The organism is Sphingobium sp. B2D3A, from assembly GCF_025961795.1.
Lineage (GTDB): Bacteria > Pseudomonadota > Alphaproteobacteria > Sphingomonadales > Sphingomonadaceae > Sphingobium.
Map to the genome: position 1 here is coordinate 938314 of NZ_JAOQOI010000001.1, position 16687 is coordinate 955000.

A 16687-nucleotide genomic window follows, 5' to 3' on the forward strand; every position below is an offset into this window, starting at 1 on the left:
AGGATCAGAGCGCTGACTGTACCCAACAGTACGGTTTTCGACTCATGGCCACGACTTTCCTGTCTCGACGCGCTGGTGCCCTGCTCGCGATGCTGGCTCTCCCCGGCTGCGCGGCCGTCCCCCATATGGGACCGGCACCGGCGATCGCGCCGGCCGATCATTACGCGGCGAGCCAGAGCCTGACTCCCACCGCCCCGGGCGCGCCTTGGGTCAAGGCGGATTGGTGGACCAGCTATGGCGACCCGCAACTTGACGGGCTGATTCAGGAGGCGCTGGCCGGATCGCCGGATCTCGCGGTCGCGTTAGCGCGCGTCCGCCGAGCCGAGGCGATCGCCCAGCAGTCCGGCGCAGCCCGCTCACCCTCGCTCGATGTGTCGGCCGGCGGCTCCGCTGCCAAGCAAAGCTATAATAACGGCATTCCGCCGGCCTTCGTGCCGCAGGGCTGGAACAGCTCGGGCAATGTCCACGCCGCGCTCGGCTTCGATCTTGACCTCTGGGGTCGCAATCGCGCGGCCTATGCCGCTGCCCGCTCGGATGCCGAGGCGGCGCAGCTCGATTATCAGCAGGCAGCGCTGATGCTCTCCACAAATGTCGCGGATGCCTATGCCGATCTGGCGCGGCTGTACGCGCAGCGAGCGGTGCTGCAGACGGCGCTGGAGGTGCGCGAGAAGACGCAGGGCCTGGTGAGCGATCGCGTGACCTCCGGCCTCGATACTCAGGCAGAGCTCAAGCAGGCCAGCGCCGCCGTGCCCGCCGCCCGCAGCGATCTCGCCGCGACGGATGAGCAGATCGGACTGGCTCGCAACCGGCTGGCGGCCCTGCTCGGCGCCGGCCCCGATCGCGGTCTGGCGATCATGCCGCCGGCGGTGACCATCGCGGCGCGGGGCATTCCCGAGAATGTCACCACCGATCTGGTCGGTCGCCGGCCCGACATTGCCGCCGCGCGTGTGCGGGTGGAGGCCGAGGCGAGCCGCATCAAGGTTGCCCGTGCCGATTTCTATCCGGCTATCAACCTGTCCGCGATCTTCGGCTTTCAGTCGCTCGGGCTGTCCAACCTGTTCAAGAGCGGCTCCGACTATGGCAGTGTCGGTCCGGCGATCACCCTGCCGATCTTTCGCGGCGGCGCGCTGCAAGGGCAATATAAAGGCGCCCGCGCCGGCTATGACGAGGCCGTGGCGAGCTACGACCGGACAGTGACCGACGCCTATCGCGCCGTCGCAGATGCCGTCGTCAGCCAGCGCGCGCTTGCCGTTCAGCTCGACCAATCGCGCAAGTCGCTCGCGGATTTCGAAGCGGCTTATGCGATTGCCACGCAGCGTTACGAGGGTGGGCTCTCCACCTTTCTCGATGTGCTGACCGCGCAGGACCGTGCGCTGCAGGCCAAGCGCATCGTGGCTGATCTTCAGGCGCGGGCCTTCACGCTCGACGTCGCACTCGTCCGTGCGCTCGGCGGCGGATTTACCGATACGGGCACGGCTGCCCACATGATGCCCACCAAGGATGCTACCCATGGCTGAAGCTGACCCTCACTTCCCCGCGGCTACTGCAACGCAAACGTCGGACGCTGCGCCCTCCCGCAGTCGGCGCAAGACGGCCTTGCTCGCCATTGCCGGCGCGGTTCTGCTCGCGGGCATCGGCTATGGCGGATGGTATGCCGCCATCGGCAGCCATTATGTCGAGACCGACAATGCCTATGTCGGCGCGGATACCGCGCAGATCACCCCCATGGTCGGCGGGCAAGTCGCCGCCGTGCTCAAGACGGACACGGACAGCGTGAAGGCGGGCGATATCCTTGTCCGGCTCGACGATCGCGATGCGCAGATTGCCCTCGCCACCGCACAGGCCGAGCTGGCCAAGGCGCGCCGCCAGTTCGGGCAGGCGAGCGCGACCAGTAACGCGCTGTCCGATCAGGTTCTGGCCCGGGGCGCGGACATTCGCAGCACGCAGGCCCAACTCGTCGCGGCGCAGGCCTCGTTCGAGAAGGCGCAGGTGGATTATAGCCGGCGCAAGGCGCTCTCGGCCAACGGTGCGGTCTCCGGTGATGAACTGACGGCGGCGACCAATGCGCTGGCCAGCGCGCGCGCGGCGCTGGAGCAGGCCAAGGCCGCCATGGCGCAGGCCAGCGCGTCGCGCGGGGTTGCCGCGGGCAATCTCGCCGCCAATGATGCGTTGATTCAGGGCAGCACCGTGGAGACCAATCCGGATGTGCTCGCCGCAAAGGCGAAAGTGCGGCAGGCCGAGCTCGATCTTGAGCGAACCGTCATCCGCGCACCCATCGATGGCGTCATCGCCAACCGGACCGTGCAGGTCGGCCAGCGCATCGCGCCCGGCGCGACGGTGATGCGCGTGGTTCCGGTCGGTCAGGTCTATGTCGATGCCAATTTCAAGGAGAGCCAGCTCACCAAGGTGAAGCCGGGCCAGCCCGTCACACTGGTGTCCGATCTCTATGGCGGCAGCGTCGAATATCATGGCCGTGTCGTCGGCTTTTCGGGTGGCACCGGATCGGCCTTCGCGCTGATCCCCGCCCAGAATGCGACGGGCAACTGGATCAAGGTGGTGCAGCGCCTGCCAGTGCGCGTCGCGCTCGACGCCAAGGAGCTGGCCGCGCATCCGCTGCGGGTCGGGCTCTCGATGACCGCCGAGGTCGATACATCGGCGCATTGAGTGCGACCGGATAGGAAGGGCACAGGCATGGCCAGCAAAGCGGATGATTTCACGCCGCTCTCGGGCGCTGCGCTGGTGATTGCCGGCGCGGTGCTCGCGCTCAGCAATTTCATGATCGTGCTGGACACGACGATCGCCAATGTCTCGGTGGCGCACATCGCCGGCTCGCTCGGCATCTCGGCCTCGCAGGGCACATGGATCATTACGTCCTATGCGGTGGCGGAAGCGATCTGCGTGCCGCTGACCGGCTGGCTTGCGGGGCGTTTCGGCACCGTGCGCACCTTCACCTTCGGCATGATTGGCTTTGGCATCTTCTCGGTGCTCTGCGGCCTTTCGAGCAGCCTCGGGATGCTGGTCGCCTTCCGCATCGGGCAGGGGTTGTGCGGCGGGCCGCTGATGCCGCTCAGCCAGACCCTGCTGATGCGCATCTTCCCCAAGCATCTGCGCGGGCAGGCGATGGGCTTGTGGGCGATGACCACCGTGATCGCGCCGATTCTCGGCCCTATCCTGGGGGGAACCATCAGCGATAGCTGGTCCTGGCACTGGATTTTCTTCATCAATATTCCGGTCGCCGCGCTCTGCGCTTATGGCGCGACTCGCTTCCTGCGCCACGCGGAGACCAGGACCGAGAAGATGCGTGTCGACACGATCGGGCTGGCACTGCTGATCCTGTGGATCGGCGCGCTGCAGATCATCCTCGACATCGGCCGCGAGCATGATTGGTTCGGGGACAGCAAGATCGTGATCCTGGCGATCATCGCGCTGATCGGCTTCGCGCTGTTCCTCGCCTGGGAGCTGACCGAGGCGCAGCCCATCGTCAATCTGCGGGTGTTCCGGCATCGCGGCTTTTCCGCAGCGGTGCTCAGCCTGTCGCTCGCCTTCGGGACGATGTTCTCGGCGGTGGTGCTCATCCCGCAATGGCTGCAGACCGACCTTGGCTATACCGCCACCGATGCGGGCTATGTGACCGCCTTCATGGGCGTGGCTGCCGTCATCATGTCGCCCATCGTCGGCAAGCTCACCAACAAGGTCGATCCGCGCATTTTGGTGACATTCGGCATCCTGTGGCTCGGGCTCACGTCGCTGCTGCGCGCACACTGGACGTCGGGTGCGGACTTCTGGACGCTGGCCTTTCCGCAGCTGATGCAAGGCATTGGGATGCCCTTCTTCTTCATTCCGCTCACCACGATTGCGCTCTCGGCGGTAGACCCGGACGAGACCGCGTCGGCCGCAGGCGTGATGAGCTTCCTGCGCACGATGGCCGGCGCCATCGGCACCTCCGTCGCGACGACCATGTGGGCCAATAGTGCTGTGACGGCGCGCAGCGAGATGGTCGGCGCCATGAACAGCGAGGCGACGCGCGAGGCGCTGCAAGGCGCCGGCTTCTCGCTCGATCAGGTGCGCGGGATGATCGAGCAGACCGTCCAGCAGGAAAGCCTGACGGTGGCGATCAACCACATGTTCCTGCTGTCCGCGGCCGCCTTCGTGTTCGCTGCCGCAGCGGTATGGTTTGCGCCCCGGCCGAAAAGGGCCGTCGATCCGGGCGCGGCGCATTGATGGGTGCCCTCAGCCGACTCGATATCGAGCGGACCGAGGGTGCCTCATTCCAAGCTGGTTAGTGAGGATCCCTCAAACGTCGAGATTGGCGACGTTGAGGGCGTTGTCCTGGATGAACTCGCGGCGTGGCTCGACGATGTCGCCCATCAGGCGGGTGAAGATTTCGTCGGCGACGTCCGCCTGCTCGATCTCCACGCGGAGCATCGAGCGCACATTTGGGTCGAGCGTGGTTTCCCACAGCTGGTCGGCGTTCATCTCGCCAAGGCCCTTGTAGCGCTGGATCGAGAGGCCCTTGCGGCCGGCGGCCAGCACCGCGTCGAGCAGCTCGGACGGGCGGGTGATCCGCACGCCGCGCGCCTGCGTGGCGGCGGGCAGGGCGGTCTCTTCGCCGTCGCTGTCTTCCGTCTCGCTCTCGGCCTGCGCCTGCGCGGCGGCCGCGCGTGCGGCGAGCAGATGGCTTGGGCTGGCGTAGAGGCTCGCCTGCTCCTTGGTCAGCGTGTCCAGCTTGCGGGCTTCGGCGGAATTGAGGAAGGCCGGCTCGATGATGTGGTGATCGGTCACGCCGCGCACCAGCCGCTCGAGATGATAGCCGCCCTCGGCCGAGAGGCGGCCGGTCCAGCGGCCTTCCTCGTCGGTGCGGTCCAGCCATTCCGCCGCGCGGGCGAGCGCCTGCGCGCGGGCATCGTCGGAGAGATCGAAGGCCAGCGCGCCGGCCAGCGCCAGCGCCTCGACGATCGCACCGTCATAGCGACGCGGCACATAGCGCATCAGCGCGCGGCTGCGCCGGGCATGGTCGATGAGGTCGCGCAAATCTTGGCCTGAGCGGGTGCCGGTTTCCGTCTCCAGCACCAGCGTGTCGACGCCATTGTCGACCAAATACTGGTCGAGCGCGGCTTCGTCCTTGAGATAGACCTCGCTGCGCCCGCGCGTGGCTTTGTAGAGCGGCGGCTGGGCGATGTAGAGATGGCCGGCCTCGATGATCTGCGGCATCTGCCGATAGAAGAAGGTCAGCAGCAGCGTGCGGATGTGGGCGCCGTCCACGTCAGCGTCCGTCATGATGACGATCTTGTGGTAGCGCAGCTTCTCCAGATTGAAGTCGTCGCGAATGCCGGTGCCCATCGCCTGGATGAGCGTGCCGATCTCGCGCGAGGCCAGCATCCGGTCGAACCGGGCCCGCTCGACATTGAGGATCTTGCCGCGCAGGGGCAAGATCGCCTGGAAATGCCGGTCGCGGCCCTGCTTGGCCGAGCCACCGGCCGAATCGCCCTCGACGAGGAACAGCTCGGATTTGGCAGGATCGCGCTCCTGACAGTCGGCGAGCTTGCCGGGCAGGGAGGCGATGTCCATCACGCCCTTGCGGCGCGTCAGTTCGCGGGCCTTCTTGGCGGCCTCGCGCGCGGCGGCGGCATCGACCACCTTCTGGATGATCGACTTGGCGTGGCCGGGATTTTCCTCCAGCCACTCCTGCATCTTGTCGGCCATCAGGCTTTCAAGCGGCTGGCGCACCTCGGAGGAGACCAGCTTGTCCTTGGTCTGGCTGCTGAACTTGGGATCGGGCAGCTTGACCGAAACGATGGCGGTCAGCCCCTCGCGCATGTCCTCACCGGTAAGGCTGACCTTCTCTTTCTTGAGCAGGCCGGACTTGTCGCCATAGCTGTTGAGCGTGCGCGTCAGCGCGGCGCGGAAGGCGGCCAGATGGGTGCCGCCGTCCCGCTGCGGGATGTTGTTGGTAAAGCAGAGGACGTTCTCATAATAGCTGTCGTTCCACTCCAGCGCGACATCGATGCCGATGCCGTCCCGGTCCGCCGAGATGGCGATGGGGTCGGGCATCAGCGCGTTCTTGTTGCGATCGAGATATTTCACGAAGGCCGCGATGCCGCCCTCGTAGAACAGGTCGTGCTCCTTCACCTCTTCATGGCGCTTGTCGCGCAGCAGGATGCGCACGCCGGAGTTGAGGAAAGCCAGTTCGCGATAGCGATGCTCCAGCTTGTCGAAATCGAACTCGGTGACGTTCTTGAACGTGTCGGTTGAGGCGAGGAAGGTGACGCGCGTGCCCTTTTTGGGCTTGCCGTCGACCACGGGCGCATCGCCGCGCACCACGAGCGGGCCTTCCGCATCACCATAGCGGAAGCGCATCCAGTGCTCCTTGCCCTCGCGCCACACGGTCAGCTCCAGCCACTCGGACAGCGCATTGACCACCGAGACGCCGACGCCGTGCAGACCGCCGGACACCTTATAGGCATTGTCGTCGGAGGTGTTCTCGAACTTTCCGCCGGCGTGGAGCTGGGTCATGATGACCTCGGCCGCCGAAACGCCTTCCTCGCGGTGAATGTCCGTCGGGATGCCGCGACCATTATCCTCGACCGAAACGGAGCCGTCCGGGTTCAGCTCGATCAGCACCAGATCGCAATGTCCGGCCAGCGCCTCGTCAATGGCGTTGTCGCTCACCTCGAAGACCATGTGGTGCAGGCCGGAGCCGTCATCGGTATCGCCGATGTACATGCCGGGGCGCTTGCGCACGGCATCCAGGCCCTTCAGCACCTTGATGCTGTCGGCACCATAATCATTTGCGTTCTGAGCGGGGGTCGTATTGCTATTGTCCGTCATGCCCCAGCCTATAGGAAAAGGGGGCGACGAACGGAAGCGAAATGCTGTTTTTTCACCGTGCGGAAAGGGGCGCTCATGGCCCATTCAGGCAGAAGGGGGTAGAGCGGTAATCGGGCGCGGGAAATGGGAAACCGGAAAGGACGCAGGATGCGTTTCATGTCTCGCCTGTTCACAGGCATTATCGGGGTCGCGATGGTCGCTACGGTGCCCGCCGCTGCCCAATCGACTCGCGCAGCAGAGGCGCAGGCCAAGGCTGACGCCAAGCTCGCCAAGGCGCTGGAAGGGCGCACCGCGGGAGAACCGGTCCGGTGCATCAGCCTGAGCAGCGTGCGCTCGACGCAGATCATCGACAAGACGGCGATCATCTATGAGGTCGGCGGCAAGCTCTACGTCAACCGGCCGGTGAGCGGCGCCTCGTCTCTCGACGATGACGATATTCTCGTCACCAAGACGAGCAGCTCGCAGCTGTGCGATGTCGATATCGTACAGCTGGTGGATCGCGCCGGGCACTTCCCGCGCGGGTTCGTCAGCCTGGGCAAGTTCGTTCCCTATGAGAAGGTGAAGACCGCGAGCTGAACTCATTCCGACATAATCTCATAAAAAAGAGGCTCCCGGCGGTGCGCTGGGAGCCTCTTTTTGTATCTGCGGGGCCCGTGCAGCGGGCCAAACGATCAGGCGGCGCTCTTCGCGGCCTTGTTCTGCTGGTAGCGCTCAATGGCTTCCAGCGTGATCTGGCGGGCTTCCGCGCTGTTGCCCCATGTGCCGACACGCACCCACTTCTCGGCCTCGAGATCCTTATAGTGCGTGAAGAAGTGCTCGACCTGCTTGAACACGATGTCGGGAAGATGCTCCTTCTCGGTCACATTGGCGTAATAAGGGAAGGTCGCGTCGTCGGGGACGCAGAGCAGCTTTTCGTCACCGCCATGCTCATCCTCTAGGTTGAGGACGGCGATGGGGCGGGCGCGCACCACCGAGCCCGGGATGAAGGGCGAGCGGGCCACGACCAGCGCATCGAGCGGATCGCCATCGGGCGAGAGCGTGTGCGGAACGAAACCGTAATTTGCGGGGTAGCGCATCGGCGTGTGGAGGATGCGATCGACGAACAGGGCGCCCGATGCCTTGTCGAACTCATATTTCACCGGCTCGCCACCGGTCGGCACTTCGATGACGACATTGAGGCTTTCCGGCGGATTGCTGCCGACAGGAATCATATCGATGTTCATGGTTTTTCGCACCCACAGGTTAATTGACGGAAGTCTCGCCGGTCCGCGCTGTCAGCAGTCGGTCGAGACTGGTTGAACCCTCTTGTGATTTTTCGAGGCGCGGATAGCGCAGGCCGCCGGAATAATCGAGCGTGATCGTGCGATATCTTTTGTCCCGCCTCAGGGTCAGGACGAGCGGATGTTTTTGGGCCGTTGCCCGGACCCCCTCGCGGAAGACATCGGCGGAAAACTCGGTGTCGCCAACCGCCGTGATCGAATCGCCGACCGCGATGGCTGCCTTGAAGGCGGGGCTATCCCAGATGACGGAGCGCACGACACCATCTTCCCCGACGATCAGCCCGGGGCCGAAGCTCTGGTCGACATATTTGCCCACGGTCTCGGCGGCCCGAATCGTGGAGTTGGTGATAAGGCCGTAGGTCAGCTTGTAGCCGCCTAGGTCGAACCCGGCCTTGGTGACCTCGCTATTGGTCTGCTCTATCCGCTCGCGCAGTAGCCCGTCCCAATCATAAGCAACGACGCCGTTCAGCGTGTCGATGACATCCTGACGATTGTAGGTCAGCACGCCCCAGTCGCGATCGTTCACGCCGAAGAAGGCCTTGGCGAAATCATCGATGCCGCGCGCGCCGGCGGTTTCGCGGCGGATGATGGCATCCACTTCCAGCCAGATCATCAAGCCTTCATTATAATAGTCTTCCGGGCGCTGCCAGCTCGTCCAAGCCTTGGGGCGGCGGGCCGCGATGATCGGATCGTAGGTGGTGTCGATCACCGGGCGCCAGGTGCGGCCTTTGGTCGCGTCGAGCCGCGCCGCGATGGCGGCCAGCGCATCGAGCGTCTCGGCCTTGCTCAGCAGTCCCGCGCGGGCGGAGAGCACATAGCCCCAGAACTGGGTCTGGCCTTCATACACCCAGAGCAGGTCATCCTGCATGGGGGTGGCGAAATCGGGCGTCCAGAGCATCTCCGGGCGGCGATATTTGCCGTTCCAGCTATGGGTGAATTCGTGCGCGAGCAGGTCGCGGTCGCCCAGCGCAGCCTCCCATTGCGTGAAGTAGCCCAGCGAGACGCCATTTTCGCTGAGCCGGTGATGCTCCAGGCCGATGCCGCCCAGCTTGTCCGAGATGGAGAGCAGGAAATTATAGCGATCATAATGGCGCGCGCCGAACAGCGCGACCGCCTCATCGACAAGGCGGCGATGCAGGTTGATCTGCGGCTCGGTGGCTTTGAGCTCTTCCGGCGTATCGGCAAAGACGCTCAGCCGCACGTCCGGCGCCAGCGCGATCTCGCGGCTGTGGAGCCCTGCGAAGATCGGCGAATCGACCAACGTTTCGTAATCGGTCTCCTCGTAGCGGACCGTCTTGCCGTCGCGCTCACTGGCCAGCGCAGTCGCCGCGCTCCAGCCTTCCGGTAGCGTCACGCTGGCCTGAATCGGGATGCGGCGGGTGTAGAAGCCGGCCGGATAAAGCGAGACGCTGTCCCACTGCAGGTTGAGCAGCGAGTCCGTCATCACGATCCGGCCCTGATTGCCCGCGGTGGGCGCCAGAAACTGGAAATTGGCGATCACGGCGCCTGCCCCGTCCGGCACGGAGAGGTGAAAGGCGTAGACGTTGAGCGGGTCGCGCTTCCAGCGCAACGGCCGGCCGGCCGCCGTGGTGAAGCTCAGGCCCGCGATCTTCTCGATCTGCCCGCGTGGGGCGTGGTGGCCCGGCAGCCATTCCGGCAGGAGCAGGGTCAGCGGACCACCGGTCGACATGGGGATGGTCTCGCGGATGGTGATGATGCGCCGGTCCACATCGGTCGCATCCACCTCCAGCTTGAGCGTGCCGCTGGTCCAGGCGATGTCCCGCGCTTGCGGCACGGTGCTCAGGATCGGCAGCGCAGCGGGAGCGGAGCGCAGGGGCGGCGCGGCGGCATCCTGCGCGAAAAGTGCGCTTGCGGGCAGGGTCAGCAGAAGAAGGGCAGGCAGAAGGCAACGGCGCATCATGGCACTCCGGGAAAATAGATGCGACCAGCATGACAAGGGGGTGGCAAGGCGTCCACCCCCTCGGTCTATATCCTATGCTCGGCCCTCAGGCTGCGCGCGGCAGCTTGCTGGCGTCTGCCCAATTGCCATGCAGGCCGGAGCGGATGCGAATGGGCAGCTTGGCGCGGGCGATCGGCCCCGCGGGCAGGTTGAGCGCGTCGAGCACCACCAGGTCGGAATAGTTGGTGATGAGATTGTCCACGAGCGCGATGATGTAGCCATCGCCCTCCGGCGCATCGGCCGAGCGCGGCACGAAGCAGGGCTCCTGGATGATCGATTCCGGACCCGCCCACCAGCAATCCTCGGTGCGTGCGACGAGATCCCAATGGCCGATCTTGTTCATCTTGAAGCCGCTGGCGCGACCACGGAGGAAGTCCATCGGCATGTCCGGGTCCATCACCAGGCCCCAGCCGTGGCGATAGGGCTGGCCGACGAAGCGCTCGTCGATGCGGGGAAATTCGTCGATCCAGTCGGTGAGCTTCTCGATGCTCGCGAATTCTTCACCGTTGGAGGCCAGGTCGACCGTCCAGCGGGTCAGGAAGGGGCGCGCCGCGACCGGATCGAAGCTGTCGTCATGGATATCCGGGAAGAAGGGGAAGCTGTTCCCTTTCGCCTCGCAGGTGTCGAAGTGAATCTTGGTGCCATCCTGATAGGCGTTCATGACATGGCTGGCGAAACAGTTGTCGCGCTTGAACCAGCGAATGTCGGAGCCGTTAGCGCCGCGCTTCAGCACGCCGAGGTAGACCGGGAGCGTCTTGTCGAAGCCGAAATGCGGCTTGCCGGCCTTCAGCCGATCCCAATTGCCGGTGATCGGCACGATGTGGAAGATTACGTAATCCTGCGTCAGGCCGAAGTCGTGCATCATGCAATAATAAGGGACCTTGAAGAAGGTCTCGAACAGCACATTGCCCTGCGGGTCGATCTCGAAATAGCTGACATCGTCGGTCAGCACGCCGGTCGCGGCATAGCCATGGTTGCAGAAATTGCCGGTGACGGGGTCGATCTTGCCGTGGCCGGAGAAGGTCTGGTTTTTGATCTTGCCGTCAAAATTCGTGTAGCCCTCGGTTTCCAGGCTGAGCGGATCCATGATGAGGCAGGGGCTGTCCTCCTTCATTGCATAGAGCTTGCCAGCGTGGACCATGACGTTGGTGTTGGCCGTGCCGCGGATCATGCCCTTGACGCTCTCGTCATCGGTCAGCGGATTGCGATACATGCCGAACAGCGACTTGCCGGCGGCCCGCTCGGCCTTCCACTTGTCGGTCTGGGCGTAGCGCTGGCGGAAATCGACCTTGCCATCATGAAAGTGGAACAGGCTGACCATGCCGTCGCCATTGAAGAACTGATCGTTCTCGAACATCGGCGGGAATTGCGCATCGGGGTGGACGCGATGGAAGGTGCCATTGAGTTGCGCGGGGATTTCTCCCTCGACTTCCATATCCAGAATGTCGCCTTCGATGCGCAACGGGCGCAGCACGCCTGTCATGCCGGGCGTATTGGGGTAGTGGGCCATCCGACTCTCCTTGATTGATCTCTCAACAAGTCGAGTGAATGGCCGCTTTCGACAGGGGCGGCGTTGATCCGTGTCAAACCCTCAGCCTCGTCGCGCGCTTCGGAGGAAACGGACGGGGCGAACCTTATTCGCCGGGAAAGCGCTCGAAGCTCGGCAGGGCATCGAGCGTGGTCATCCAGTGCGGCCGCTCGGCGGTCTGGATCTGCACTTGCGGCGGCAGCGCCTCGGGATCGTCGAACGTGGCGGCCTGGATGTCGATCAGCCCGGGCAGCGCCTCCGGATTTGTGAAGAACACGCCCGTGCCGCAGACGGGGCAGAAGCTCCGGGTCACGGACGGGGAGGAATGATAATCGCTGACATTGCCATTCAGCACCGTCACCGCTTTCTCGGCAAAGGCGGCCCAGAGCACCATCGGCGCGCCGGACGATTTGCGGCAGTCCGCGCAATGGCAGAGCGCCACATGCTCGGGCGTTCCTGTTGCCCGGTAACGCACCGCGCCGCATTGACAACCGCCTTCGAAGCTGTCGCTCATCATCGTCTCCTCAAGCTCACGAAGGAACATAAAGAGAACAAGCTGCCCTTGCAAGCCGGTTTCCTTAAAGCGCGATTCCCGCTAGAGGCGCGGCCATGGCGAAAATCGAGACACCCCGGCCCGTTCGCGGCACTCAGGATATGATCGGCGACAGCGCGGACCGCTTCGCACATGTGGTCGAAACATTCGAGAAAGTCCGCAAGCTCTATGGCTTCCGGCGGATCGAGGTGCCGGTATTCGAGCAAACGGCGGTCTTCTCCCGCTCGCTGGGCGAAACCACCGATGTCGTCTCCAAGGAGATGTACAGCTTCGAGGATCGCGGCGGGGATTCGCTCACGCTGCGCCCGGAGTTCACCGCCGGCATCGCGCGGGCCTATATCACCGAGGGCTGGCAGCAATATGCGCCGCTCAAGGTTGCGACGCACGGGCCGCTGTTCCGCTATGAGCGGCCGCAAAAGGGACGCTATCGCCAGTTCCACCAGATCGATGCCGAGATCATCGGCGCGGCCGAGCCGCTGGCCGATGCCGAACTGCTGATCTTCGCCGATCAGTTGCTCAAGGAGCTGGGCATCAGCGAGGGCGTGACGCTGACGCTCAACACGTTGGGCGATGCCGCGAGCCGCGATGCGTGGCGCGCGGCGCTGGTTGCGCATTTCGAGGGGCACAAGGCGAGCCTGAGCGAAGACAGTCTGACCCGGCTCGAAAAGAACCCGATGCGCATCCTCGACAGCAAGGACCCGCGCGATCAGGCGGTCGTGGCGGACGCGCCGGATATCGACGCCTATCTGACCGAGGAGGCGCAGGCCTTCTTCGAGAAGGTGACCGACGGGCTGAAGGCGGCCGGCGTGGCGTGGACCCGCAATGCCCGGCTGGTGCGCGGGCTGGATTATTATCGGCACACCGCGTTCGAGTTCGTCACGGATCGGCTGGGCGCGCAGGGGACGGTGCTCGGCGGTGGACGCTATGACGGGCTGATCGAGACGCTGGGCGGGCCGGCGACCCCGGCGGTCGGTTGGGCGGCGGGGATTGAGCGGCTGGGGATGCTGCTGGGTGACAGTGGCTCGCAGAAGCTGGATGCCGTCATCGCTCTGGAGGATGATGGTCTGCTGAGCCTGGCCATGCGCGGCCTCACGGCTTTGCGCCAGGCTGGACACTCCGCTGACCTCGTAGCGACGGGCTCGGCTCGCAAACGCTTTGACAAGGCGGCGAAGATCGACGCGCATGCCCTTATATCCCTCGGGACGCGCGACGGTGCGATTTATCTCAATGTGCGCGGAGACGGCAGCGATACAGCAGCGCGTGCCGAAGCGATGATCAGGTCCATCGGATGATTGGTTGCACTGCTCCTTTCTCCCGTCACCCTGAACTTGTTTCAGGGTCCATGGAGCAGCGGCTCGGCCAGTCCCCACGTCACGGCGAGGTCGGCCCAGTCGGGATTGTTCGCTTCAATGAGGTTGATCTTCCAGGCGCGATGCCAGCGCTTGAGTTGCTTTTCGCGGCTGATCGCCCCGTCCATGGTCTCGAAGAACTCGGCATGGACGAGGCGGTAAACGCGGTAGCGCGAGGTGAAACCCGGACACTCGGCGGACCGGTGCTGCCCAATGCGGGCGGGGAGATCGGACGTCACGCCGACATACAAGGTTCCGCGTTTCTGGCTGGCGAGAATATAGGTGCACGGATTGCGACGTCGCATGCCCCCATCATTGCCGTGCCATGGATGCTGAAACAAGTTCAGCATGACGGGGGCAGGGCGCAGGCATGACCACCATCTCCCCCGATCGCATCGCTGCGATCCTCCGGCGGCAGGATGAGGTGCAGGCGCAGATGGCGCGGCCGGATCTTGATCCGGCGGAGTTCGTGCGGCTGTCCAAGGATTATGCCGAGTTGGAGCCGGTGGTGCAGGCCGCGCGAGCGGTGGTGGATTTGCGCGCCGAGCAGGGCGAGCTGGAGGCGATGCTTGCCGATCCCGAAATGAAGGCGATGGCGCAGGAGGAACTGGAGAGCCTGCGCGCGCGGCTCCCGCAGGCCGAACATGCGCTGGCCGTGGCGCTGCTCCCCAAGGATGCGGCGGATGCCCGCCCGGCGATGCTGGAGATTCGCGCCGGCACCGGCGGCGATGAGGCTGCGCTGTTCGCCGGCGATCTGTTCCGCATGTATCAGCGCTATGCCGAGACGCAGGGCTGGCGGGTCGAGATCATCTCGGCCAGCGCGTCCGAGGCGGGCGGCTTCAAGGAAGTGATCGCCAGCGTGACCGGCACTGGCGTGTTCGCGCGCATGAAGTTCGAGAGCGGCGTCCATCGCGTACAGCGCGTGCCGGTAACGGAGAGCGGCGGGCGCATCCACACCTCGGCGGCGACCGTGGCCGTGCTGCCCGAGGCCGAGGATGTCGACGTGCAGATCAATGAGGCGACGGACCTGCGGATCGACGTCTATCGCTCGTCCGGCTCGGGCGGGCAGCATGTGAACACGACCGACAGCGCCGTGCGCATCACCCATCTGCCGACCGGTCTCGTCGTGACGCAGCAGGACGAGAAGTCCCAGCACAAGAACAAGGCGAAGGCCATGAAGGTGCTGCGCACACGCCTCTATGAAGCCGAGCGCGAGCGGACGCAGGCCGAACATGCCGGCGCCCGCAAGGCGATGGTCGGCTCGGGCGACCGCTCGGAGCGTATCCGCACCTATAATTTCCCGCAGGGCCGCGTGACCGATCACCGCATCAACCTGACCCTGCATCGCCTGCCGGAAATTCTCGAAGGCCCCGGGCTGGACGAGGTGATCGCCGCGCTGATCGCTGAGGATGAGGCCGCGCGGCTGGCACAGCTCGACATGGCGGCGTGAGCGGCGGGGGTGTGTCGACCATGAAGCCGGGAGCGGGGGGCTGCTTTGCCCTGGGCTCCTGCCTTCGCAGGAGCACGAGCTTGTGAGCGGGCTGGGCGATTGGCTGCGGGCCGCCACGACCGCTCTGGGCGGGGTCAGCGATACGCCCCGGCTCGATGCTGAACTGCTTGCCGCGCACGCGCTGGCGATGAGCCGCGAGGAGATGATCCTCGCCCTGCCCCGGCTCTCCTGCCCCGAGGGCGCCGATGCGCTGCTCGCCCGGCGGCTGGCGCATGAGCCGATCGCCTACATTACCGGCACGCGGGATTTCTGGACGCTGACCCTGAAGGTCGCGCCGGGCGTGCTCGTGCCGCGACCGGACAGCGAGACCCTGATCGAGGCAGCGATCGCGCAGTTCGAGGGGAGGCGGGCGCCGGGTCGCATTCTTGATCTCGGCACCGGCTCGGGTGCGCTGCTTCTGGCGGCGCTGGATGTCTGGCGGGAGGCGAGCGGTGTGGGCATCGACGCCTGTGCGGCCGCGATCGAGATCGCACGGGCGAATGTCCGGCTTTGCGGGATGGAGGCGCGGGCGGAGATCCGCGCGGGGGACTGGGCCGAGGGGATCGACGAGCGCTTCAATCTTATCCTCTGCAACCCGCCTTATATCAGCACGTCCGCCATGCTGCCCCGGCAGGTGCGCGATCATGAGCCAGCCAGCGCCCTGTTCGCGGGAGCCGACGGGCTGGACGATTATCGGCGGCTTGCCGCGCAGACGGGCGACCGCCTCGCCGCAGGGGGCGCAGCGATCTTCGAGATCGGTTTCGACCAAGAGGAGACGGCCGGCGCACTGTTTCGGGAAGCCGGCTTCCATGTCGCGGTGCGCCGCGATCTGGCCGGGCGGGCGCGGGCGCTGGTGCTCACCAGGGCATAGGGCTGCGCTTTTTCACGGCTCCCAACGATTTTCGCTTGGTTTGATGCACGGGAACGACTATCTGCCAGTTTCAGGACCACTGTTGCAAACGCGCGAAGCGCTTGCGTGAGTGGTCTGCTCCCACAGTTTTGGCGGCGTTCTGGAATTGGAGCCGTTGGCCGAAGCGCGGGGCGAGAGCGGTGTCAAAACCGTTCCGCCAACGATGTGTTGTATAGCGCTTGGGGCCATTGATCGGGAACGCCGGGTTTTAGTCGAGAGCATAGGGACGAACCTTTGATCAATAATCGTCAGGCCGGTCGCCGTCGCGGTCGGAATAACCCGCGCCAAGGGGGCGGAGGCAATCGCGGTAACGGCGATTCGGGCAACCGGATCGACAGCCGCGCACGGGGCAATGCGCCTCAGCTTCTCGAAAAATATCGCAATCTGGCGCGCGACGCCCAAATGTCCGGCGATCGGGTGAACGCGGAATATTATCTGCAGTTCGCCGATCACTATTTTCGCGTCCTCGCCGACAACCGTGCGCGGCAGGAGGAGCAGCAGGGCCGCTTCCGTCGCAACGACGATGGCGATCAGGACAACAGCTTCGACAATGACGAGCTGATCGACGGCAGCGACGATGGCGACGAGTTCGCGCCGCGGCATCAGGACTTCCGTCAGCAGGACAATCGTAATCAGGACGAGCGCCCGCGCCGGGATCGTGGGCGGGACCGGGACGGTCAGGATCGCCCGGCACGGCAGGAGCCGCGTCAGGACCAGGGCGAGCGTGCGGAACGGGCAGAGCGGCCCGAGCGTGCTGAACGCCCGGAACGTGCCGAGCGCCCTGAACGTA

14 protein-coding genes (1 of these 14 cut by a window edge) are annotated in these 16687 nt (G+C 65.0%); 8 read left to right on the forward strand and 6 right to left on the reverse strand.

What is annotated here, in order from left to right; translation table 11 throughout:
• Positions 1 to 44: 44 nt before the first annotated feature.
• Genes M2337_RS04395 through M2337_RS04405 form a run of 3 tightly spaced genes read left to right on the forward strand, consistent with a single transcriptional unit; the run spans position 45 to position 4221 of the window.
• A complete protein-coding gene (locus M2337_RS04395; RefSeq protein WP_264571829.1) occupies positions 45 to 1517 on the forward strand; it encodes an efflux transporter outer membrane subunit in 1473 nt (490 codons plus the stop codon).
• Complete coding sequence (locus M2337_RS04400) at positions 1510 to 2664, forward strand: HlyD family efflux transporter periplasmic adaptor subunit (RefSeq protein WP_264571830.1); 1155 nt, start codon at positions 1510 to 1512, stop codon at positions 2662 to 2664. The genes M2337_RS04395 and M2337_RS04400 overlap by 8 nt, the downstream gene beginning before the upstream one ends.
• Before the next feature lie 27 nt (positions 2665 to 2691).
• The gene (locus tag M2337_RS04405) at positions 2692 to 4221 is read left to right on the forward strand and encodes a DHA2 family efflux MFS transporter permease subunit (protein ID WP_264571831.1); all 1530 of its coding nucleotides are present in this window, start codon (positions 2692 to 2694) and stop codon (positions 4219 to 4221) included.
• Positions 4222 to 4293: 72 nt separating this feature from the next.
• Here M2337_RS04405 and gyrB read toward each other — a convergent pair whose 3' ends face one another.
• Positions 4294 to 6828: a DNA topoisomerase (ATP-hydrolyzing) subunit B gene (gyrB, locus tag M2337_RS04410; RefSeq protein ID WP_264571832.1), complete on the reverse strand. Its 2535-nt coding sequence runs from the start codon at positions 6826 to 6828 to the stop codon at positions 4294 to 4296.
• A gap of 156 nt (positions 6829 to 6984) precedes the next feature.
• Here gyrB and M2337_RS04415 point away from each other — a divergent pair, with 156 nt between their 5' ends.
• On the forward strand, positions 6985 to 7404 hold the full coding sequence (locus M2337_RS04415) for a hypothetical protein (protein WP_264572352.1): 420 nt from the start codon (positions 6985 to 6987) through the stop codon (positions 7402 to 7404).
• 95 nt (positions 7405 to 7499) lie between these two features.
• Here M2337_RS04415 and ppa read toward each other — a convergent pair whose 3' ends face one another.
• The 4 genes from ppa to M2337_RS04435 all read right to left on the reverse strand — a co-directional run bounded on the left by ppa (position 7500) and on the right by M2337_RS04435 (position 12110).
• Positions 7500 to 8051, reverse strand: coding sequence for an inorganic diphosphatase (ppa, locus tag M2337_RS04420; protein WP_181558429.1), 552 nt, complete (start codon positions 8049 to 8051; stop codon positions 7500 to 7502).
• Positions 8052 to 8070: 19 nt separating this feature from the next.
• Positions 8071 to 10026 carry a M61 family metallopeptidase gene (locus M2337_RS04425; protein WP_264571833.1) on the reverse strand — a complete coding sequence of 652 codons (1956 nt, stop codon included), beginning with the start codon at positions 10024 to 10026 and terminating at the stop codon, positions 8071 to 8073.
• An 88-nt stretch (positions 10027 to 10114) separates the two neighbouring features.
• Positions 10115 to 11578, reverse strand: a complete 1464-nt coding sequence (locus M2337_RS04430) for a carotenoid oxygenase family protein (protein ID WP_264571834.1) — start codon at positions 11576 to 11578, stop codon at positions 10115 to 10117.
• 124 nt (positions 11579 to 11702) lie between these two features.
• Positions 11703 to 12110 (reverse strand): GFA family protein, encoded by a 408-nt coding sequence (locus M2337_RS04435; RefSeq protein ID WP_181558431.1) that lies wholly within the window; start codon positions 12108 to 12110, stop codon positions 11703 to 11705.
• Positions 12111 to 12205: 95 nt separating this feature from the next.
• On the opposite strand from M2337_RS04435, the gene hisS reads away from it, so the two are divergent.
• Positions 12206 to 13441 (forward strand): histidine--tRNA ligase, encoded by a 1236-nt coding sequence (hisS, locus tag M2337_RS04440; RefSeq protein WP_181558432.1) that lies wholly within the window; start codon positions 12206 to 12208, stop codon positions 13439 to 13441.
• Between the two features lie 41 nt (positions 13442 to 13482).
• Here hisS and M2337_RS04445 read toward each other — a convergent pair whose 3' ends face one another.
• Positions 13483 to 13803 carry a GIY-YIG nuclease family protein gene (locus M2337_RS04445; RefSeq protein WP_264571835.1) on the reverse strand — a complete coding sequence of 107 codons (321 nt, stop codon included), beginning with the start codon at positions 13801 to 13803 and terminating at the stop codon, positions 13483 to 13485.
• Between the two features lie 65 nt (positions 13804 to 13868).
• Here M2337_RS04445 and prfA point away from each other — a divergent pair, with 65 nt between their 5' ends.
• The 3 genes from prfA to M2337_RS04460 form a co-directional block, all read left to right on the forward strand.
• The gene (gene prfA, locus M2337_RS04450) at positions 13869 to 14948 is read left to right on the forward strand and encodes a peptide chain release factor 1 (RefSeq protein WP_181558434.1); all 1080 of its coding nucleotides are present in this window, start codon (positions 13869 to 13871) and stop codon (positions 14946 to 14948) included.
• 82 nt (positions 14949 to 15030) lie between these two features.
• The gene (gene prmC / locus M2337_RS04455; RefSeq protein ID WP_264571836.1) at positions 15031 to 15858 is read left to right on the forward strand and encodes a peptide chain release factor N(5)-glutamine methyltransferase; all 828 of its coding nucleotides are present in this window, start codon (positions 15031 to 15033) and stop codon (positions 15856 to 15858) included.
• A gap of 273 nt (positions 15859 to 16131) precedes the next feature.
• A protein-coding gene (locus tag M2337_RS04460) for a DUF4167 domain-containing protein (protein WP_264571837.1) crosses the window boundary here: on the forward strand, positions 16132 to 16687 show its 5' portion. The gene runs 230 nt beyond the window's last position; 556 of the gene's 786 nt are visible here — the first part of the coding sequence; the start codon lies at positions 16132 to 16134; its stop codon lies beyond the right edge, outside the window.

Coding starts and splice junctions, on each gene's coding strand:
- M2337_RS04445 (WP_264571835.1), bottom strand. CDS start 13,803: ATGCGACGTCGCAATCCGTGCACCTATATTCTCGCCAGCCAGAAACGC.
- M2337_RS04435 (WP_181558431.1), bottom strand. CDS start 12,110: ATGAGCGACAGCTTCGAAGGCGGTTGTCAATGCGGCGCGGTGCGTTAC.
- M2337_RS04405 (WP_264571831.1), top strand. CDS start 2,692: ATGGCCAGCAAAGCGGATGATTTCACGCCGCTCTCGGGCGCTGCGCTG.
- ppa (WP_181558429.1), bottom strand. CDS start 8,051: ATGAACATCGATATGATTCCTGTCGGCAGCAATCCGCCGGAAAGCCTC.
- M2337_RS04425 (WP_264571833.1), bottom strand. CDS start 10,026: ATGCGCCGTTGCCTTCTGCCTGCCCTTCTTCTGCTGACCCTGCCCGCA.
- M2337_RS04430 (WP_264571834.1), bottom strand. CDS start 11,578: ATGGCCCACTACCCCAATACGCCCGGCATGACAGGCGTGCTGCGCCCG.
- gyrB (WP_264571832.1), bottom strand. CDS start 6,828: ATGACGGACAATAGCAATACGACCCCCGCTCAGAACGCAAATGATTAT.
- prfA (WP_181558434.1), top strand. CDS start 13,869: ATGACCACCATCTCCCCCGATCGCATCGCTGCGATCCTCCGGCGGCAG.
- M2337_RS04400 (WP_264571830.1), top strand. CDS start 1,510: ATGGCTGAAGCTGACCCTCACTTCCCCGCGGCTACTGCAACGCAAACG.
- M2337_RS04415 (WP_264572352.1), top strand. CDS start 6,985: ATGTCTCGCCTGTTCACAGGCATTATCGGGGTCGCGATGGTCGCTACG.
- M2337_RS04395 (WP_264571829.1), top strand. CDS start 45: ATGGCCACGACTTTCCTGTCTCGACGCGCTGGTGCCCTGCTCGCGATG.
- hisS (WP_181558432.1), top strand. CDS start 12,206: ATGGCGAAAATCGAGACACCCCGGCCCGTTCGCGGCACTCAGGATATG.